18 protein-coding genes and 4 pseudogenes are annotated in these 19,368 nt (G+C 34.4%); 15 read left to right on the top strand and 7 right to left on the bottom strand.

Annotation, left to right across the window (positions count from 1 at the left end; all coding sequences use genetic code 11):
* Window positions 1-1,088: 1,088 nt before the first annotated feature.
* The 4 genes and pseudogenes from ABH966_RS25965 to ABH966_RS25980 all read left to right on the top strand — a co-directional run bounded on the left by ABH966_RS25965 (window position 1,089) and on the right by ABH966_RS25980 (window position 4,908).
* Window positions 1,089-1,448 (top strand): BlaI/MecI/CopY family transcriptional regulator, encoded by a 360-nt coding sequence (locus ABH966_RS25965; RefSeq protein ID WP_370083475.1) that lies wholly within the window; start codon window positions 1,089-1,091, stop codon window positions 1,446-1,448.
* 11 nt (window positions 1,449-1,459) lie between these two features.
* Window positions 1,460-2,743 (top strand): M56 family metallopeptidase, encoded by a 1,284-nt coding sequence (locus tag ABH966_RS25970; RefSeq protein ID WP_370083477.1) that lies wholly within the window; start codon window positions 1,460-1,462, stop codon window positions 2,741-2,743.
* Window positions 2,744-3,080: 337 nt separating this feature from the next.
* A pseudogene (locus ABH966_RS25975) lies at window positions 3,081-3,872 on the top strand (MFS transporter); the annotation flags it as partial.
* 820 nt (window positions 3,873-4,692) lie between these two features.
* On the top strand, window positions 4,693-4,908 hold the full coding sequence (locus ABH966_RS25980; protein ID WP_370083479.1) for a hypothetical protein: 216 nt from the start codon (window positions 4,693-4,695) through the stop codon (window positions 4,906-4,908).
* Between the two features lie 343 nt (window positions 4,909-5,251).
* Here the strand turns inward: ABH966_RS25980 and ABH966_RS25985 are convergent, their stop codons facing one another.
* Both ABH966_RS25985 and ABH966_RS25990 read right to left on the bottom strand, forming a co-directional pair.
* Window positions 5,252-6,034 carry a peptidylprolyl isomerase gene (locus ABH966_RS25985; RefSeq protein ID WP_370083481.1) on the bottom strand — a complete coding sequence of 261 codons (783 nt, stop codon included), beginning with the start codon at window positions 6,032-6,034 and terminating at the stop codon, window positions 5,252-5,254.
* 1,188 nt (window positions 6,035-7,222) lie between these two features.
* Window positions 7,223-7,519: a 2OG-Fe(II) oxygenase gene (locus tag ABH966_RS25990; RefSeq protein WP_370083483.1), complete on the bottom strand. Its 297-nt coding sequence runs from the start codon at window positions 7,517-7,519 to the stop codon at window positions 7,223-7,225.
* A 625-nt stretch (window positions 7,520-8,144) separates the two neighbouring features.
* Between ABH966_RS25990 and ABH966_RS25995 the strand changes: the two are divergent.
* Window positions 8,145-8,304: pseudogene (locus ABH966_RS25995) on the top strand (tautomerase family protein); the annotation flags it as partial.
* Window positions 8,305-8,503: 199 nt separating this feature from the next.
* Here the strand turns inward: ABH966_RS25995 and ABH966_RS26000 are convergent.
* Window positions 8,504-8,995 carry an RrF2 family transcriptional regulator gene (locus ABH966_RS26000; protein ID WP_370083485.1) on the bottom strand — a complete coding sequence of 164 codons (492 nt, stop codon included), beginning with the start codon at window positions 8,993-8,995 and terminating at the stop codon, window positions 8,504-8,506.
* A 240-nt stretch (window positions 8,996-9,235) separates the two neighbouring features.
* Here ABH966_RS26000 and ABH966_RS26005 point away from each other — a divergent pair, with 240 nt between their 5' ends.
* The gene (locus ABH966_RS26005) at window positions 9,236-9,874 is read left to right on the top strand and encodes an NAD(P)H-dependent oxidoreductase (protein ID WP_370083486.1); all 639 of its coding nucleotides are present in this window, start codon (window positions 9,236-9,238) and stop codon (window positions 9,872-9,874) included.
* A gap of 330 nt (window positions 9,875-10,204) precedes the next feature.
* On the opposite strand, the pseudogene ABH966_RS26010 reads toward ABH966_RS26005, so the two are convergent.
* Window positions 10,205-10,291: pseudogene (locus tag ABH966_RS26010) on the bottom strand (carboxymuconolactone decarboxylase family protein); the annotation flags it as partial.
* A 591-nt stretch (window positions 10,292-10,882) separates the two neighbouring features.
* Here ABH966_RS26010 and ABH966_RS26015 point away from each other — a divergent pair.
* From ABH966_RS26015 to ABH966_RS26050, 8 genes and pseudogenes are all read left to right on the top strand, one after another.
* A complete protein-coding gene (locus tag ABH966_RS26015) occupies window positions 10,883-11,002 on the top strand; it encodes a GNAT family N-acetyltransferase (RefSeq protein WP_370083488.1) in 120 nt (39 codons plus the stop codon).
* Between the two features lie 181 nt (window positions 11,003-11,183).
* Window positions 11,184-11,582 carry a cytidine deaminase family protein gene (locus ABH966_RS26020; RefSeq protein WP_370083490.1) on the top strand — a complete coding sequence of 133 codons (399 nt, stop codon included), beginning with the start codon at window positions 11,184-11,186 and terminating at the stop codon, window positions 11,580-11,582.
* 292 nt (window positions 11,583-11,874) lie between these two features.
* Complete coding sequence (locus ABH966_RS26025; RefSeq protein WP_370083492.1) at window positions 11,875-12,261, top strand: Rrf2 family transcriptional regulator; 387 nt, start codon at window positions 11,875-11,877, stop codon at window positions 12,259-12,261.
* Window positions 12,262-12,524: 263 nt separating this feature from the next.
* Window positions 12,525-13,421: an NAD(P)/FAD-dependent oxidoreductase gene (locus tag ABH966_RS26030; RefSeq protein ID WP_370083508.1), complete on the top strand. Its 897-nt coding sequence runs from the start codon at window positions 12,525-12,527 to the stop codon at window positions 13,419-13,421.
* A 113-nt stretch (window positions 13,422-13,534) separates the two neighbouring features.
* On the top strand, window positions 13,535-13,849 hold the full coding sequence (locus ABH966_RS26035) for a thioredoxin family protein (RefSeq protein WP_370083494.1): 315 nt from the start codon (window positions 13,535-13,537) through the stop codon (window positions 13,847-13,849).
* Between the two features lie 20 nt (window positions 13,850-13,869).
* On the top strand, window positions 13,870-14,064 hold the full coding sequence (locus tag ABH966_RS26040; protein ID WP_370083496.1) for an NAD(P)-binding protein: 195 nt from the start codon (window positions 13,870-13,872) through the stop codon (window positions 14,062-14,064).
* A gap of 234 nt (window positions 14,065-14,298) precedes the next feature.
* Window positions 14,299-14,766: an FAD-dependent oxidoreductase gene (locus ABH966_RS26045; RefSeq protein ID WP_370083498.1), complete on the top strand. Its 468-nt coding sequence runs from the start codon at window positions 14,299-14,301 to the stop codon at window positions 14,764-14,766.
* Window positions 14,767-15,356: 590 nt separating this feature from the next.
* A pseudogene (locus ABH966_RS26050) lies at window positions 15,357-16,231 on the top strand (transposase); the annotation flags it as partial.
* Window positions 16,232-16,358: 127 nt separating this feature from the next.
* Here ABH966_RS26050 and ABH966_RS26055 read toward each other — a convergent pair.
* The 3 genes from ABH966_RS26055 to ABH966_RS26065 all read right to left on the bottom strand — a co-directional run bounded on the left by ABH966_RS26055 (window position 16,359) and on the right by ABH966_RS26065 (window position 17,996).
* Window positions 16,359-17,015 carry a GAP family protein gene (locus ABH966_RS26055; RefSeq protein WP_370083500.1) on the bottom strand — a complete coding sequence of 219 codons (657 nt, stop codon included), beginning with the start codon at window positions 17,013-17,015 and terminating at the stop codon, window positions 16,359-16,361.
* 13 nt (window positions 17,016-17,028) lie between these two features.
* Window positions 17,029-17,787, bottom strand: coding sequence for a MerR family transcriptional regulator (locus ABH966_RS26060; RefSeq protein WP_370083502.1), 759 nt, complete (start codon window positions 17,785-17,787; stop codon window positions 17,029-17,031).
* A gap of 65 nt (window positions 17,788-17,852) precedes the next feature.
* Complete coding sequence (locus ABH966_RS26065; RefSeq protein WP_370083504.1) at window positions 17,853-17,996, bottom strand: hypothetical protein; 144 nt, start codon at window positions 17,994-17,996, stop codon at window positions 17,853-17,855.
* A gap of 179 nt (window positions 17,997-18,175) precedes the next feature.
* Here ABH966_RS26065 and ABH966_RS26070 point away from each other — a divergent pair, with 179 nt between their 5' ends.
* A complete protein-coding gene (locus ABH966_RS26070; protein WP_370083506.1) occupies window positions 18,176-18,844 on the top strand; it encodes a DUF4097 family beta strand repeat-containing protein in 669 nt (222 codons plus the stop codon).
* Window positions 18,845-19,368: the final 524 nt, after the last annotated feature.

Below are 19,368 nucleotides of genomic sequence, written 5' to 3' on the forward strand. Positions count from 1 at the left end.
TTTATGAAAAAAATTGAAAGCCGGTGAAATTTTACTGATCGTAAAATTTCGCCGGCTTTTTAGTTTAGAGATGGGTTTTGTCCCAGCCTCTTTTAAAGATTTAAATAAAAAAAGTGTTATGAGTATAGCATTGATTTTTTATGTATTCAAAAAGATTCCTTTGTTGGCGTTGATACACCGAATACTGGCAGCCCTGTTCGTAACTAAATAGGCAACAGACCGCCCTAAAATTGTTATAGCAGAAAATTTTTGTCTATTTGTAACATGGTAACTAAATAACAACATTTGGGGCTGTGGCAGGGCCAAATTTAGTAAATATTATGGGTGAATTTGCTGTTTGGTGTTCCGGCGCTTGCAGGCCCATTTATCTTATCTACATTTAAAATTCGATAAAAGCTTAGTAAAGTCTTCTTTGATGATGGCTCTTTAATTTGCTTCGGCTTCACTTCACAGTTAACATCAATCAGAATTTTAAGTGCAGGTTCTAAAGCAAATCTAAATTCAATGAGGACCTAGCACTCTTTTTTACATTAGGAACATTGCTAATAAAAATACGTCCGAAGACAGGCTTAAACCCGCTTTTCTGCCTCCCTACAGCCCATAACTTAACCTGATCGAAGACTTATGGAAATAGTTGGAAAAGTCTTCTGTTAATAATATTTTTTCCCAAACGTTCAAAAGGTCACTTTGAAAGTAAGAGAATTTATTCTTGATGTTGAAACTACCACCCATCCTTTCGATCGAGTGCGTTGGCATACTAGCTCGGAAAGTTCTAGGAGGAGAACACTAATTTCATCAAGAAAGTAGAAATCAAATGGGAAAGTCATCTGATGTCCAAAAACTTTTTGCAAATTATGGGTAGTTGGGTGGACTGGAGAATCAATTTTCTAGAGAAAAATTAAGATAAGTATTGATAAATGGGTTTAGACACAGTATTCAAAGGTTAATTTATCTGTATAATTATGCCCTTAAAATGGATTCTTTCCAACAGACTATCTCAATAGTCTTGACAACTACAGACTATCGCAGTAGTATTAGGGTGTGGCAAACTATTGCAATAGTCCACTTAAGAAAAGGAGCATGCGCGTATGCAAGTTAAATTGTTTGATTCGGAATTACAAGTCATGAATATTTTATGGGAAGAAGGCGATTTGACAGCTAAACAGCTCTCACAAATGTTAAACGAACGAATAGGTTGGAATAAAAATACCACCTATACCGTCATAAAGAAATGTATAAAAAAAGAGGCCATCGAAAGAATTGAACCTAACTTTATCTGTCATCCAATCGTCAGAAAAGAACAGATACAAGAACAAGAAACGACGGAATTGATTGATAAAATATTTAATGGTTCTAAATCTTTACTATTCGCATCCTTACTAGACAAGAAAAAAATGTCCGCGAGTGAGATTGATAAATTAAAACAAATTGTTAAAGATCTTGAGTGAGGAATTATGATATGAGTATTCTCAACATGAGTGTAGACGCATCTCTCATCCTCATCATTGTGCTATTGATGAGGATGTTAGTAAGAAATAAAGTGCCAAAGCAAACATTTTTAATTCTTTGGGGAATCGTTGCATTTAAACTACTCATCCCCTATTCTTTTTATTCAAAGTTGAGCATACAGCCTATGCTGAAAAACGTATTTGTTACGCTCACTCACTCAAATGATTCGGAAAGTATGCACCATACAATCGAAATCGCACAAACATCAAGCACGTTTTCTCATCAGCTTTTGATGACAAGCGATTCCGTCCAGTACCTTTGGGCCTGTGGGGGTATCGGGGTTTTTCTATTCTTTATAGTGGCCTATGTTAGATTTTATAAAGAATTTAAAACTGCCATCCCAGTGAAGAATAATGAGTATCTCGATCGATGGCTAAACGATCATAAATTAAAAAGAACGATTCAAATTGCAGTATCAGATAGAATTAAAACCCCGTTAACATATGGAATCTTTAAACCAGTCATCTTATTGCCGAAATCAACAAATTGGGAAGACGCTGCAAGTATTCAGTTTATTCTCACGCATGAATTAATTCATATTAAACGCTTTGACGTTTTGTGGAAAGTAATTTTAACGATTATGGTAGCTTTGCATTGGTTTAATCCCTTAGTTTGGTTTATGTATTTTTTAGTAAACAGAGACATTGAATTGTCTTGCGACGAAAGGGTTATTAGACAGTTTGGAGATAAGGCAAAGTCAACATATGCACTATCTCTCATCAATATGGCAGATGAAACCTATACGGTTACGCCGCTTTGTAATCATTTTAGTAAAAATGGGATTGAAGAAAGGATAGTGTCCATTATGACCTTAAAGAAAAAGTCGGTTTTAGGAACAGCATTAGCGTGTACATTAGTCATTGGAGGGGTGACCGTCTTTGCGGCAACTGGTCAAGAGCAACCAACGCTGAAAGAAGGCAAAGAACGAAATGGAGTTATTGTTACTGATGCAACAAATAGTACGACGGAACCACATGTAATCGCAACAAATAAAGACAAAGAACAAAATACAGTTATTGTTACTGATGCAACAAATAGTACGACGGAACCACGTGTAATCGCAACAAATAAAGGCAAAGAACGAAATGGAGTTATTGTTACTGATGCATCAAATAGTACGACGGAACCACATGTAATCGCAACAAATAAAGGCAAAGAACAAAATGCAGTTATTGTTACTGATGCATCAAATAGTACGACGGAACCACGTGTAATCGCAACAAATAAAGAATAAATAAGTTATTCCAAAGACTAGTCCTGAAATCCGGGACTAGTCTTTCATTTACTCCATCATTTTTTCATAATAAAACTAAATGCCTTCCACTTTGTTGGTGTGGTTTTAAAATAAAGTTTGATAAGAAATCCTATTAGCTTTAAAGTTAATAGGATTTCTTATTTCACTAACGTGCTGGTTAGTTGAACAAGCAAAAGTAATAATTATAAGTTACAAAACAGAGCGAAAGAATTAGAAATTGATCATTTAATGGTAAGACGTTGGGTTTCAGGCAAGAGATTACTAAAGTGCCACAGCAGAAGAATTTTATTACTCTTTGAAATATGGTTACTAGCCAACAACACTTGGTGCTGTGGCAGGGCCAAGTTTAGTAGATATTATGGGGAAATTTGCTGTATCCATTGGTGTTCCGGCTCTTGCAGGTCCATTTATCTTATCAGCAACAGCATTTATTTTAGCAGGTCTTGTCCTTTTTGTTATGTTGCGTCCTGATCCGTTAGAAATAGCAAAAATGATAGAAGCGAACAGACGAGAGAATGAATATGGAAATAAGATGGAATCCCTTAGTGAAAAAGCTATCAATAAAAGAGGACTTACAGTCGGTGCAACTGTTATGGTTCTTACTCAGATCGTAATGGTTGCTATCATGACGATGACACCAGTACATATGAAACATCATGGTCATGGTTTATCGGAAGTAGGAATTGTTAAAGGATTTCATGTAGGTTCCATGTATCTTCCGTCGCTCGTAACAGGCGTTCTTGTTGATAAAATTGGACGAACAGCCATGAGTATAGCTTCGGGAGTGACGTTGTTATGCGCAGGTTTATTAGCAGCATTCGCACCGAGCGATTCTATGGTTCTATTAATCGTAGCTCTTTCTTTACTTGGATTGGGCTGGAACTTTGGTTTAATCAGTGGTACTGCTCAAATTGTTGATTCGACTGAACCTTCTACACGTGCAAAAACGCAAGGGAAAATAGATGTTTTAGTTGCACTAGCAGGAGCTTCAGGTGGTGCTCTCTCCGGCATGGTAGTAGCTAATGCCAGCTATGCAACATTATCTTTAGCTGGAGGTCTATTTTCTTTAATCCTTATTCCAGTTGTCATTTGGTCAAAAAAAGCTTGAGATACATGATATAATACTAAAATTTTTAATGGTTACTAAAATAGTTTCAAAGTAACCTATGCAATCTTTTTTAAACCATGCAGTAATATCAAGAATTTAGAGTGAATTTAAATAAAACTTTATTAAAAAACAACTTAATTCGGTATTCCGAAATGTACATCAAAAGAACCTTTTACTCTTAATAAAAACAAATAACTATGTAATTAGCTATTTGTTTTATCATCAGCTTCTGTTTGATTACATGCATTAATTACCTCATTAAAGGCTGCTATAATTTCCTCGATTGTATATCCCGCTTCGGGTAATTCATTAGTTATTTGTTCTAATTTTTCATATGCTCATTCCTTGATAATTTTTAAAATCTAATTAGTCGTTATAAAATTGTAGCCATTGACAATAATTAAATTATCAGTTTTGAGAACAAAAGTACATTTAAAAGACAGCGGATTGGCACTTAATGATTTAAGGTTAGGGAAATACTTTATCCATTATGTACCTAAAAGTTTTGCCTTTTGGATATTTTTGTTTTGAAATTCATAGTGGGTAATACATTCGTTGTTAAATTCTAATTAGTGCGTTTTTACAATAAGTTGAGACACTTTCAGGTTAGTTCAATAAAAATGCTATAATCTAAGGTATTAAGAAGATAGTAGGGTTTATCATTTGAATCATGTAATATTAGACACAGATATATGGATTTATTTAGCCCAAGATACATATACAGGAGCTCTTCTGCAACTGAAGAAATGATTGATGTTGGAAAGTTAATAATTCTAGTTCCAGAACAAGTGAAAGCTGAATGGGATACGAGGGGAGATTAATGACGGATTTCTCAAAATGGCAATTGTGGTATGGAGTAGTTTCACAAGATACAGAATATGTTAAAGTCGGACAGTCGTCTGTCAAAGTAACTACAAATGATGTCAATACTACATCAGCGAGTAGACTAAGATCAGTACAATTTAACTTATCAATTGCCAAAATAATGATGATACGTTTCTACGTAGAAGATGGAACAAACTTTGGAAACGACTAAGTTGGATTACTTAGGAAACAGGAGAAGGTACATACTGTTCGGACAAGGATTATAGGTCCAAATTACAATAGACAAAATAAATACTGGAGAGTTTACTGAACGTTTATTCCAATTAGAAAATCGTTCGTTTTATAAACCTACATTTGAATAACATCGAAAGCTAGGAGGCAGCTCCTCAGCCACCACAAGCGATTCTGTTCGAGCTTGCGCAGAAGCACGGTGGTGGAGTCTGGAAGAAGAATCACTTGTAGAAAGTAATCTACATGCAATAGATTTTATTATTTCTTAAAGCATTAAAAAGCGTAAAAGCTTAAGCCCTTACGCTTTTTGTATGAATAATTATTTACTTTCTTTCTTCTGTTGATGTATCTGCATCTTCAGTCGTTGTATTTGTTTCAGCAGCAGCTAAAAACTCATCTAACGCTGTTTTTATATCTTCATCTTTAATCTTGATATCAGCATCTTTCATCATTTTCGCTACTTTTGTTAATAGTGTTGAAGTATTCGCTTTTGCTAGTTTTAATTGCTTTTCAAGCTCGGCTTTTTTATCTTCGTATGATTCTTTAATCTCACGCTTGTCCGTCACTTCGATAATATGATAGCCAAAGCTAGATTGAATTGGATCGCTGATAACATTTTTTTTCAATGCGAAAGCACCTTCTAAAAACTGTTGATCCATATTAGTTGCTTTGTTAAACCAACCTAAATCCCCACCAGTTGTTTGTGCTACTTGTTCAATAGAATACTCTTTTGCAACTTTTGCAAAATCTTTTCCAGTTTCAAGTTCCGCTTTCACCTTTTTAGCAGTCTCTTCATCTTTTACTACTATATGACGAGCTTGGATTTCATTTTTGATATTTTCGTATTCAGCTTTAATTTCATCTTCTGTTACTTCCACATCTTCAATTAATGCCTTTTCTTGCATCAATTTAAGTTCTAGGTATTTTTTGTACAAAGATTCTGTTTGTCCTTGTTGTGCAATGAAGGTTTCGAAGTCATCGCCTAATTGCTTTTTGTCAGCTTCTAATTGAGCGTTTACTTCATCTTCTGTCACTTTATATTTCCCTGAAAGTACTTTTTTAATTATTAGAAGTTGAAATGCTTGCTCTCCCGTAGATGCTTTCATTTCTTCATATAAATCATTTTGAGTGATATCTCCAACTTTAGAAGTAGCGATTACTTCGTCCTTAGTTGCTGAATCATTACTACAAGCACCTAATGCAAGAACTGATGCTGCGAGTGTGAATGTTAATACTGTTTTTTTTCATGGAATTCTCTCCTAACTTCTTGTTGTTGCAGTTGTAAAACAAAGTCTATTTCTATTTCTATTTCTATAATTATTTTTACAGAGAAAGATTATCTCCATATAAACAGTACCTTAAGAAAACCTTAACAATTCATTAGAATTTGGCCAGAAAGCTAAGTCATATAACATCAAACAATATACCACCTAAAACTAGGGATTAACCATATATTGGTTATGGGTAGCGTTGTGCAATAACAATGTGGGGCGATGAATGCAACAGATTGCAATCCCGAAATCAATATGTGTTATGGGATAAAAACATGTGTGGAAGGATGAGAAAGAGCCACCTCTTTAGAGAAATGGCAAAATAGCAAATTGAAGAATTAGAAAAATGAGGGATACCTTGTGATCTAATTAATTTAAAAGGGTCACTTGGGACAGTGACCCGAAGCCAATAAATTTTAAGGTGCAGTGTGGAGCTAAACTAATTTGCTTAACACTACTATAACTATGTTGTAATATCAGGTTTTGCATAGTGGATTACCTAGAAAATCGAATTTAAAGAATAAGGTTGTTACAGTGTGAGTAATATTTTTTCTGAACAATAAAAGATTTTTAAAGGGATAGCATGTGCGATAATAGTGTGTTTTAAAAAGATTCATTTGTTGGCGTTTGGCACTCTGGAAGAATGAAACAAAGAAAATTTTTTGTATATGAGAAGGTTTCGAAATACTTATTCTTGATTAGAAAAAAACAATCGTACAGAAAATCTTTAGATAAAAAAGGATACAAAAAATCTAAGTGTAATACTGATGGTCGGGGGGCGAACCGACATTCCAAAGGAACACGATTTTGTGTCGTAACACTAGCGGAAACTAAGTCAAAGAAAAGGAATCTAACCCGCGGAAAGCCTTGTAAAATCAAGGTTTTTATTGGGTTTTTCCGTTTTTCTAAGTCTCTATATGGCTTCGCAGGAACTCAAACTCTATGTTTAGAGAATAATACTAAGCGACTTCTTTCTTGATTTTAACATAGCGTAAGAAGTCTTTTCTATAATGTAGGAGAGGTTCATACTTGATATTTTGGTCGCTCACAAAACCAAAGTGTACCAATCCACTTTTCCCCATCCTGTAAAATTTTTGATCCATGTAATGATTGCGGGTCAGGAATAGATGTACCTGGTTGGCAGTTTTCAAAAACTAATAACGTTCCAGTTGTCGGAGAAACTTCGATATTTAAATTCGGAAAATATGTTTCTCCTCCAGAGACAACATCATTCAAATATAAGAGCGCAGTATATAACCGTTGCCCTGAACGCTCAAGAAACGTTTTATATGCTTCTTCTGTTAAATCATAACAATCCAAATGAGCCTCAAATTTCCCGCCTACTCCATAATGAGCTACTTGTAAAGTTTCCGCGTAATCGGTTGCTCAACAATTTCTGCGATTTGTTTACATACGCTTTGTACAACTTCATTATGATCATGGCTAAACCAAGCCAAATCTGAAACCCTTATTTCAGAAACTTCTAACCCGGATTGACCTACCACGTTGCTGGTGTTAACTGACCACAAGCCAAATTAATCAAAGATTGACAAGTTTCTGGCGAGATCAGTGAAGGATAGCACCCTATAAACGGTTGTTGATTCAGTAGCTGTGTGGGTTTTTGCACCGTTTTAATGAAAGATATAAAATCAATTTTGAAAAACGGCATATTGTATGTCGTTTTTTCTTTTTGTATGCTTTGAAAAAGAGGCTAAGACATAACTAACAGATTCTTTCATAAAGCCGAATAATCTCTAAATTAACAAAACACGATAAATAGAAAAACCGAACTATTCCGAAACATTTCATGAGCGTTTTAGTGGATAGTTCGGTATTTTTGTTGGCTGAAATACTTTTGTCCCAGCCTCTCTGATTATGAAGTTTTATGTATTTTACAATAGCAATTAACCTCAAAAACACTACAACTAAAAAGAGAATGAGAGATATGCCATTTGTTATCGTTTATTACCCTGAATGTCTTTCGAATAAAGAAGAATTAAAAAAAGGTGAGCAATAGTAGTCACTGTTCGTTAATCGAATGTTTCGAAATTCCTGAAGATTGTTACTTTCAAATGTTTTTTCCTTATCTATCTAATCAATTTTTTACGATACGTAGCCGTAGAATCAGTATTGATGGTTCTGAACCATCTTCATTTTCTGTGATGAAGCGCTGATTATGAACTTCATGGATTGCTAACGGGCAGATTAGTTGAGGAGTGGGTGTAATAGTGAAAGAACATTTCCTTGAACTAAGAAAAAACCTCACTTAATTCCTCATTTAAAGGAATTTAAGAAAGGTTTGTTTTATTTGTTGCTCTTCGAAAAATATTTCCGAGTATCTTCACGTATTTGTTTAGGTAATACTCTGTCAAGTTCTTCATTTAACCATGAAAGTGTTTTACTACGTAAATCATCACGCATTTTTTCTTCAGCGGAGAGCATAACTAAATTGATGGTACAAAAGGTGGGAGCTGAACAGCAGCTTTCTCTATACAAATATCCATTATCTTTAATATTTTTACATTGAAAAATAGGCTTAGGACCTTCAACTGCTTCAACTACATCCCAAAAGGAAATTTCTTCAGGGGACTTAGATAACCTATATCCACCCTTTACACCGGGGACAGAACTTACAATGCCAGCCTTAGATAATTTACCGAAAACTTTTGAAAGAAATGTCTCAGAAAGTCCTTGGAACTCTGCCAAATCCTTAATCCCAACACTTTCCTTGGAAGGAACACCAATTAAATAGACCAAACAATGTAAAGCATATTCAACTCCAACACTATATTGCATATAAACTCACCTACTTTTGATAAAGTATTATCAATTGTATCTTAAGAGGATTTAGAGTACTAGTCAAATAAATGAAACCTCCTTCTTTGGTAAGTTTACTTAATTGACAAAAATAAATATAACATATATTATGGATTGTGTTAATCGTCGATTAATTTAGTCTTTAATTAAAACGTGTTTAAGAGTAAATTAGAAAAAGACTGGGGCTACAAAAATAATCAAATTAATAGAGGTGGAACAATGAAAATTTTACAGTTAATGACTCATCCTGATTACAACAATCAAAAAAGAGCAGCAAACCGCTTAGCAGATGTTGGATTAAAAACTTTACAAGGAAAATTAAATGGTCAAGGAACAATCGAAGTATTAAACGTTTACGATCCAAATAATTTTATCCCGCAAGTTACTGCTGACACTTTAAATTTTACAAATCCTAAAGAAATGACTGCTGAACGATTAAAAAAACATGAAGCACAATATAAATTAATTAAACAATGGAAGTCAGTAGACTATATTTATATTTATATGCCTTTGCACAATTGGAATGTACCTGCAAAGTTTAAAGACTATCTGGATAATATTCTTACAGCAAGAGAAACATTCAAATACACAGAAACTGGTTCAGTTGGATTAATGTCAGACGAAACTACTAAGGTCACATTTATCCTTACGAGTGGAAGTGAATCTGATACTAATTACAGATATGTAAATTTAGATTTTGCGCCACAATATATGCGCGGAGTTCTGCACATGATGGGGATTAACCAAATGAAATTAATACGTGCTCAAGGCTTAGACATGTCTACTAACGACAAAGAAGAAATAATGAAATCAACTGAAAAAGCATTAGTAGGTTATATTAACTCACAATCTTTCTAAACTAGGAAAACCAGCGACCTAAAGGGCGCTGATTTTTTTAAAAGCAAAGGCGGATATTCTTTTTACTCCCACGTAAATATTTGACTATAATCGAATTGGATTTCTGACACGTACTTAAAAGAATTGAGTTTACTAGTTCCTTGGTTGCGTATGGGACGGAGGAGCCTAGCAGATTATACCTGCTACACTTCCAACATTAATAATTGCTGAATCCTCTCCTTTATTAAATAAGGTACAGTTGCTTTAATACAGTAAAATATTTTCTATAATTTAGATTACACATATTAGCATTCTCTGTTAAATGAACGCTTTTAAAGCGTTACCATATGGTCATTTTTTACTCAGTATTAACGCTGTAGCTGCTTTAGGCCATCCAACATAGAAGGCCATATGTGTTATCAAAGCAATAATTTCCTTAAAAAATCCGAAATTTTATTATTTAATTTTCTCGTAAAAGAAAAATTTATGAATTAGTAATTAGCATTTAGTAGTTGAAAAGTTTATGTACTCAATATAGTCTGTGTTTTTTCTAGTTTCTAATTTATTTACTACTATTAAAAATAATTCATTCCATCACTTGTCTTACCCTTTTTCATTTATGTTGTAATTCATTTAGTAGTCATTAATTCGATTTGCGGATCGTATTGAGGACATGCAGGATTTAAGTCTGTTAATAATGAGTGTACATGGTTAAAAATAGACGATGAAAATCAAACGACTTACGGAATACGACATGAAATTATAAATGAACTTATGATTAAAGAAGTGGGCAATTTAAAATTGGAAAATGGCAAGATAGATTTATTAGGTTATCTTTATTAAGTTAAGGGGTACTATTGGTGCATAATTAATTCACTTTAGCTATTGGGATTTATTTTTTATTCTATACACAGATCTGTTCATTTTTAATTAAGCAATAGTAGATAAAGGGGGAATGTGATTATGAACGAGAATAGCGATTGGATTTTTGCCTAACAAGGTAATTTCCGTAGAGGAGCTCCAAAAGTTTTGGGAAATGGAATGTACTTAAAGCTATACTTATTTGACTATAAATCAGAGAACGATGTATGCTATATTGCCAATGTTGTTGTTCATCCAGACCATCGAAGTAAAGATGTAGGAAAGTAGCTAATGCAGCGGGCACAGCATTTTTCTCAAGTAGGGCCAAATATTGATTGGCTAAGTTTATACGTTTCGGGTAAAAATCAATGGTCCAAGGGTTTATACGAGAAATTATCATTCCATACACATTTACAAGAAAATAGTTTCGTCTGGTAATTTCATGTTTCTAGAAAAGGAGGCTATACTTATGAATTATAAAGAATTAAAAAAGATTGCAGCTGCGGTTACTTCACCTACAGAATTAAATGATTTTGTTCAGTACGGAAGTGTTGGTGCAGCGATTGAAACCGTAGATAGTAATATCTATACAGGGATTAGTATAGATACAGCTTGTTCCATGGGTTTTTGTGCAGAGCATGCGGCGGTCGCAGATATGTTGAAAAATGGCGAATATCAAATAAAAGCTTTTGTAGCAGTTGACTCGGAAGGAAATGCTGTTCCACCATGTGGACGCTGCCGTGAGTTGATCAGTCAGCTTTCAAAAGAAAATTTAGAAGCTGTTGTAGAGGTTGAAAATGACAGGTTTGTTTTATTGAAAGAGATTTTGCCGTATGACTGGAAAACCAATCGAGGTAGGGAATGGTAATTGGTCAAGTTTGAAACTTTATGTTTACTTGCTATCGATTTAAAAGTAAAAGCCTAGCAAAAAGTGCGCTTTCGGGGGAGAACACTATGTTGGTATCCTTCATGGACTGAATGCAGCGGATTTAACTTACTTTTCTTACTTGTTTAAACATAAAACACCCAGTTAGATAATTAATATCAAAAGGGCTGAAATAGTACATCCTTTTTCCAACATGAAGACACAAATATTGAAATAACTTAAATTCAATGCTATTATGGATATGTAAAGTCTTTTATTGGAGTGAATAACAGTAATGAAATATTCTAAAGCTACTAATTATGCACTACACACAATGCTTTTTCTCGCAAAGGAAACACCGGATAAACCAGTAGGTGTCCAACAATTAGCTGAAATGCAACATGTTTCTCCAACGTATTTGTCTAAAATCTTAACTAAGTTAGTAAAAGAGGGAATGATTAATTCTGCATCTGGTGCCAATGGTGGTTATACACTTAGTCAGAATTGGGAAGATATTTCATTTTTAGATATAATACATGCAATTGAAGGCAAATCGTCTTTGTTTGATTGTTGTTTATATAACGATCCTAAGTGTGTAATAAAAGAAGTAATGCTATCTGCAGAGGAAACACTGGAGAATGAGTTAAAAAACAGAAAAATATCGGATCTGGTGAAAAAATAGTCGTGGATTTAGTCCACCATTATTTTTTTGAACAATCAGAGATATAAAGAATCTTTTAAGTCTGTGAATAAACTTAAGGAACTTAGAAATTTTACACTCTAAACTCTCGGTTTTGTACTTCTATAAATTTTCAAGTGGTTATAGCCTAAAATCATTCTGTTTTAAACTTTAATTTGAGATAGAATGCATGTTGTAATATATTGAAATAACATTTTTAACGAAGCAACATGTACTCTAAACAACTTATGAAGGAGAGTTTCATGATGGAATTATTTGATTGTGCAATTATTGGTGCAGGTGGCGCTGGGCTAAATGCAAGTTTGATTTTAGGAAGGTCTCGTAAAAAAGTCGCGCTATTCGATAATGGAACAAATCGAAATCGTGTGACGCAGGAATCACATGGATTTCTTACACGTGATGGAATTAAACCTGCAGATTTTAAAGAAATAGCTTTGAATGATGTAAAAAAATACCCATCAGTTCATTATTATCAAAACACGGTTATGAATATAACAAAACAATCAAAGGGTTTGTTTAAAATTGAGACGTTAGAAGATCAAGAGTATGTTGCTGAGAGAGTTATTTTGGCAACAGGTGTTCAAGAGGAATTCCCACTGATTCCGGATATGAGAAATTACTATGGGAAAAGTTTATTCAGCTGCCCAACTTGTGATGGATGGGAATTACGAGATAAACCTCTAATTATAATTTCAGAAGATGAAGAACAAACCCTGTTTAAAGGAAAACTTATCTATAACTGGTCAAAAGATTTAGTAATAGCCACAAATGGTCATGAACTTTCTAATTCGACATTGAATGAACTACAAAGAAAAGATATAACTGCTATTACTGAACCTATCCAACATTTAAAGGGTATGGATGGTTATTTAAACAAAGTAGTGTTTAATTCAGGACTTGAAATCGAAAGAGTGGGAGGATTTATTGTACCTAATTTTGTGCGTCCAAACCGATTTGCAGAGCAGTTAGGTTGTCAACTAAATGAAAATGGTAGCATTGTTGTGGATGAGGCAGGGCGTACGTCACAGGAAAATGTTTATGCAGCAGGGGAAACTGCTAAATTAGGTCAGTCTTCGTTAATAGTTGCTGCTGCTGAAGGATATAAAAGCGCGATGGCAGTTGTTTTCGATAGTACAATTTAAAAGATTTTAGATTAATTACAGATATTAAATACCTTTAATGTTCATTGAAAGGGGGATAGAAGTTTTAGATTATATCTTTAAGATTTTGATTTCCGCGGAGGAGGAAAAAAGTTATGTCAATTACTCATGTAACAACAAAGCAAGAATTAGGAGAACACTTAAAAACTGAAAAGATTGTGTTAATAAATTTTTGGGCGGAGTGGTGTAGCCCTTGTAAAATGTTCGGAATGGTTCTTAACCAACTTAATGAAGAATGCAGTGATAAGGTGGAAATTTTAAGGGTGAATGTTGATAAAAGCCCAGAGCTTGCAGCGGAATACCAGGTACTCGGTATCCCTCATTCTCGTTTGATTATTCAAAATAAATTACATGAACCAATTGTTGGATATATTCCTTTAGAAAATCTAAAGCAAATTATTGGAGTTTGATTTAAAATAGGAGGGAAAACATGGAGATTCTTGAGTGTGCAATTATTGGTGGAGGACCTGCAGGATTAAATGCAGCATTATTGCTAGGTAGAGCGAATCGTTTAGTAGCATTGTTTGATACAAATAATGACCACTTTGCATTCGAGCTTCAAGAGAGTATTTCCAGAAATGGAAATGCTGCTATCGAATTCATGCAAGTAGCAAAAGAAAAATAAAATCAATATCCTAATATTCATTCCATCGTTAGTCAAGATGTTAGGGTCATTAAACAATCAGACAATAAGCTTTTTAAAATTTATGCTGAAGATGGAGAGAGCTTTCTTGCTGAAAAAATCCTTCTGACAGATGGTGCTAAAATACAGACAGATATTCCCGACTTCGAGCAATATTACAATAAAAGTATTTTTAGATCTCCATATAGTTATGGTTGGGAGTTAAAGGATAAAAAGTTGATTTATATAAATGAAACAAGGGACGTTGCGCTAACGGCCAAAATAATTCACAATCTATCAAATGATTTAATCGTGGCAACAAACGGTAATGAAATAAAAGAAAATGAAAGAAGAGAGTTAGAAGAAAAGGGAATAAACGTAATTACTGAAAAAATTAAAGAAGTAAAAGGAGATAATGGGATTTTGAGGAGCGTAGTCTTTCAAAATGGAATAGAGGTAGAAAGAGAAGCGGGCTTTATTACACCGTCCAATTTCACAACAAATATAATTGGTCAAGGATTGACTTGTGATCTTGATGAGCACGGATTAATTGTTGTTGACCATTTTGGAAGAACTTCGGAAAAAAATGTTTATTCAGCTGGTGATGCTGCTCAGCCTGCGCCAACGGAAATCGTACTTTCAGAAGCAACAGGTATACAGGTAGCAATGACTATTAATTCAGATATTTCGATTGAAAAGTTTTAAATAGTAATGAACTATAAGTGCAATTTTGTAAGACATAGTAAAGAAGTTGCTTAAGGGGAGGATTCGTTTTGCCAACCAAGGATTTTTTTGTTGGCAAGATTTTTACTGCTCATTTCCCGAATATTAGCTATTCATTGTATCCCGAGCATTGGTAGATGCTTTCGAGTATGATAAGTAAGTGCCAATGCAATGCACTGTTTTAATTTCGTTGATTGGTATTTCATCATTTTCAGCAAATACAATCGCTCGATTACCTTATAGCTGAATAAACCTCTATAAACCTCATTTAACTGAAATTTTTTTCCGTTGAAGAGCAACAGTATAAAATGATTAAACTTTTTTATAAAAATTGAACAATACTTCACAAAGAAAGAATCCGTTTTGATGAGGGCACTGAAAAAGTCCATATCTTCTCACATTGCGAGGTATTCAACGATTAAATCGTTGAATACCTCGCTTTTATCATTTGGCACTGTGACTCTACTGTTGTTTTCCGAAGCATTCCGCTCGCTTTCTGCGGGCGATGCTTCTCCAAACAACGCAATGTATCAAACTATTATTTTAGTCACGCTTTCCTTGTGAAGAATCAATTAGCTTACTGTAAGGGAGTCATTTCAGTCATTGAAAAGGAACCACAAATTGCACAAATACCGGCTGTCAAAGAAAAGCTGAATGTCTTAAAAGAAGTCGTAGAAATTTTCAAGAACATCTAAATTACTCTTCTGATGCGGATGCGCGAAAAGGGCATAAGACGGTGGAATCTTCTTTCTTTGGGTACAAGACACATATCGCGATGAGTGATGAACGTATTATTACAGCGGCTGTCATTACAACAGGTGAAAAAAGTGATGGGAAATATCTTCAAGAATTAATTGAAAAAAGCACACAAGCAGGTATGAAAATTAATACAGTTATTGGAGACGCAGCTTACTCTGAAAAGGCAAATATCGAATATACTAAAGAAGAGAAAATCGCCCTTGTGGTAAAGTTGTTGAATCCTATTCTTACACAAGGACCACGAAAAGAAGAAGACAAGTTTGAGTTTAATAAAGATGCTGGAATGTTTGTTTGTAAGGCTGGCCATCTCGCGACAAGAAAAGCACGTACGGGTAAAAAAGGAACGAGTAAGAGTCAAAGTCAGACATATTATTTTGATATTGAAAAATGCAAAGTATGTCCAATGAGAGAGGGCTGTTATAAAGAAGGCGCAAAAAGTAAAACGTATTCTGTCACAATTAAGTCGGATACACATGCCGAACAAGAGGCATTTCAAAATACGGAAGCATTTAAGTAATTAGCCGCAAATCGCTACAAAGTAGAAGCGAAGAATAGTGAATTAAAAAACGGACACGGGTACGATACGGCATCGACAGCGGGTCTATTTGGCATGGGAATTCAAGGTGCTACAACGATATTCGCTGTCAATTTGAAACGGATATTAAAGCTACTAAACGAAAATGAATAAGGAATAGAGACAGAAATAAGGTTCGCTTTTATGAAAACGTAAGTTTTTCAGTGCCCTCCGTTTTGATCAATCTTTTTTTCAAAACGGATTCTTTTTATTTATTTTTAAGGGGATTTTATTTAACGCCCTACAAGTAATCCAGGCTATTGAAAATTAGGATGATTCCAACAATACACATTATCCAAGAAAGGGCTGACCCTGTATTATTTGCTATTTTTACCCGAAGTTTTTTAAGAGGTTTTTGCATCCTCCAACCAAACAGGAGATAGAAGAGAAACAGCAAGAGAGAAGGCATCACCATGATAAAATTGTATCCAGCTAAAATAGAAGACCATTCCATCCATGATAGATTAGAAGTAGTCATTATTCCAATTGCTGCAAAATAAGGGAATGCCGTACCTACTTCAATTAATGAAGTAGTGAATCCAAGAGCTACAATTGAAAGAATGCTTTTTGATTTTGGAGAAGGCAGGTCTGAATTTTCCTTTGTTGGAACATAAAAACTTGCGATGAACAAAATTGCTCCAATAATAAAGACTATCCAGCTTACAATTCGATTTTGAAATACGCCAGAAATAATCTCAAGCAAAAAACCTAATCCTAACATGAGTGAAACTCCAACAGCAAAATAAAATCCTGCAACCGTCAATAAATAAATCAATAAACGTTTATTAAGTTTCTCTTTATCTGTTAAAAGTAAATATACCGTTACCCCTAATGTGGCAGGGCTTAACGTATCCAGTAAAGCCAAACCTCCTATCAGGAGAAGTAGTTCTGTACTCACTGTTCTTTCCCCCTTATTCCGGTTGAGGATTATTCTTTTCAGCTATAAAAACTACATATGCCTCGTTCAACAACTCAAGTACATCCTGATCAATCGGATATAATCCCAGTTTCTCTGACTGCTTTTGCGACATCCTTATTTCCCACAGCTTATCTAAAAATTCATCCTCACCATCAAATTCCTCTAAACGCTTTTCATCCATTCTTCTAATGATATTTTGAACTTTGGTTGATTTAGGACCGTCCTTAATATAACGCTTTAACTGACCTATCAGAGCAATCCATTCCAGTGAATCAGAACTGTCACTTGTCATATTGGGAACCTTTTTCCATAGCTTTATTTCTCTTTCTTTAAATATAGATTCTCGATAATTCTGCTGTATTTCTTTATCTTTACTGGATAATTGCATGATCTTCTGAATCGCAACCCAGTTTTCTTCACCTTCTATAGCTATTCCATGTATCAATTCCCGTAAAGACTGCTCTATTTTCTTTAAGTTTTCCTGTTCGTTTATGACAAAAGATAATTGACTCTTTAGACTATCCGACCAATCCCAATCACTAGAAGCGAGCATGTTTTGAATCTCATTTAAGCGAAATCCAATCTTTTTTAAAAATTGAATCTGCTGTAGTTTTTTTATTTCATTATTCGTATATAAACGATGACCACCTTCTGTTTTGGATGTTGGTTTTAATAATCCGATTTTATCGTAGTGACGCAGTGTTCTTACTGTAACACCTGTCAGCTCTGCCACTTTGTTAATGTGTATCAACTGATAAACCTACCTTCCTGTACGTTTATACCTTATTGTTAACAACTGTTTTATTCATTCCACTTTTATTCTTCTTTACTAGAAAGAGATTTAAGTAAGTACCCTGCTCCCAAGCCAATCAGTACACCAGGAAATGCATGATCCATAGCCAGTCCAATACCAGCACCTATAATGACACATCCATAAATAATTATATCTCCCTGTTTCATCTAATCCTCCTTATTTTTCTAATTTATTTAGATATTGCAAAAAGTAGTTACTTAACAGTATACAAAATGACGTAACGTAAGCTTCAAGGTTTTTTACCTTTATTAATTAATTTATAGAAACCTTGAAACTGACGAGGGGTCAGCTTCTATAATGGTATCCAAAGAGAGGAGTGGTGAATATGAAGAAATACTGTATAGTTATGTCGTTTATTCTTACTATAATGTTTTTAAGTGCCTGTGTGGGAGGGGAGGAAAGCGAAGACATTCAAATGGCTTCCCTTAAAGATATAGATAGCATTTATATAGAAAATGGAAGTGTCAATTTAGATGTAGTATCAGCGGATATAGAAGAATTGGAGGCCAACTTATTTTTATATGACAATGGTCCGGGAATTGTAATGGAAAAAGGGAAACGAAAATTAACGATTCGATTAAAAAATGATATAAGCCGTCTGTTTAAAATCGGGCGGATGCCTCATTTGGAAGTTCGAGTTCCTACTGAATTCAAAGGGGAAATCATTGTTAATGGCTCTTCTGGTAACGTCGTTGGAAAGAATCTGCAAACGCATGATCTCCAAGTTAATGGTAGCAGTGGTAGCGTAAAACTTGACTTCCTTGACTTTCATAGTGAGGTTCACGTTACTACAACAAGTGGAAAAGTGGACATTGCATTGAATGAGGATGAACCTAATGCCACGTTCCTTCTCAAATCTAACAGCGGAAGACGTTCAGTTGGCATTGTATTAAATGATAAACAACAAAGCAAAAAAGAAACAAAAGGAACGTCTGGGACTGGAGATTATGAAGTGCAGTTGGAAACCTCTTCAGGAAATATATCATTGAAATAAATACGGATACTTCTTCAAAGTTAATGCATAGTTAAATAACATGAGACCTTTGAATGAAGTGCGTTTTGTAGAGGACACTATAAGTGTAAGTGATAAATTTAAATGAAATTGATTTGACCTAGCTCCGAATGAGAAAGCCCATGCAGGGTGTAGCCCGTCGTCTTTAGACATGGGATGAAAGTTGAGGTCAGACAAGAGGTAGCTTTTACTTATCTTAATTGTCTGAAAGGGTGTTATACTCCATGTATAGATAAGTAAAAGTCTTTAAAACACGCTCGTTAATTGAAAATTGGATATTGTATAAAGTTCGATAGCCTAATACATGCTATTGGTAAAACAATATGAATTAAAAAATGTCTGCTAATGGTGGAAGCAGGCTATCCCGAAGCTAATGAGTATGTAAAAAACATTACAATATAAAAAAATAATAAATGAGTTAATTTCATAATTCTAATCCCTTTAGCATCAGGGGTTCTGAAACAATAAAAAACGGGCACCTCCCCAAATTCGGTATAATGGTAGCG

This window comes from Lysinibacillus sp. RC46, from assembly GCF_041262385.1.
GTDB lineage: Bacteria > Bacillota > Bacilli > Bacillales_A > Planococcaceae > Lysinibacillus.

Excerpts from the sequence above, each read along its gene's own strand:
- ABH966_RS25965 (WP_370083475.1), top strand. The coding sequence starts at position 1,089 with ATGCAAGTTAAATTGTTTGATTCGGAATTACAAGTCATGAATATTTTA.
- ABH966_RS25970 (WP_370083477.1), top strand. The coding sequence starts at position 1,460 with ATGAGTATTCTCAACATGAGTGTAGACGCATCTCTCATCCTCATCATT.
- ABH966_RS25980 (WP_370083479.1), top strand. The coding sequence starts at position 4,693 with ATGACGGATTTCTCAAAATGGCAATTGTGGTATGGAGTAGTTTCACAA.
- ABH966_RS25985 (WP_370083481.1), bottom strand. The coding sequence starts at position 6,034 with ATGAAAGCATCTACGGGAGAGCAAGCATTTCAACTTCTAATAATTAAA.
- ABH966_RS26000 (WP_370083485.1), bottom strand. The coding sequence starts at position 8,995 with ATGCAATATAGTGTTGGAGTTGAATATGCTTTACATTGTTTGGTCTAT.
- ABH966_RS26005 (WP_370083486.1), top strand. The coding sequence starts at position 9,236 with ATGAAAATTTTACAGTTAATGACTCATCCTGATTACAACAATCAAAAA.
- ABH966_RS26020 (WP_370083490.1), top strand. The coding sequence starts at position 11,184 with ATGAATTATAAAGAATTAAAAAAGATTGCAGCTGCGGTTACTTCACCT.
- ABH966_RS26025 (WP_370083492.1), top strand. The coding sequence starts at position 11,875 with ATGAAATATTCTAAAGCTACTAATTATGCACTACACACAATGCTTTTT.
- ABH966_RS26030 (WP_370083508.1), top strand. The coding sequence starts at position 12,525 with ATGGAATTATTTGATTGTGCAATTATTGGTGCAGGTGGCGCTGGGCTA.
- ABH966_RS26035 (WP_370083494.1), top strand. The coding sequence starts at position 13,535 with ATGTCAATTACTCATGTAACAACAAAGCAAGAATTAGGAGAACACTTA.
- ABH966_RS26040 (WP_370083496.1), top strand. The coding sequence starts at position 13,870 with ATGGAGATTCTTGAGTGTGCAATTATTGGTGGAGGACCTGCAGGATTA.
- ABH966_RS26065 (WP_370083504.1), bottom strand. The coding sequence starts at position 17,996 with ATGAAACAGGGAGATATAATTATTTATGGATGTGTCATTATAGGTGCT.
- ABH966_RS26070 (WP_370083506.1), top strand. The coding sequence starts at position 18,176 with ATGAAGAAATACTGTATAGTTATGTCGTTTATTCTTACTATAATGTTT.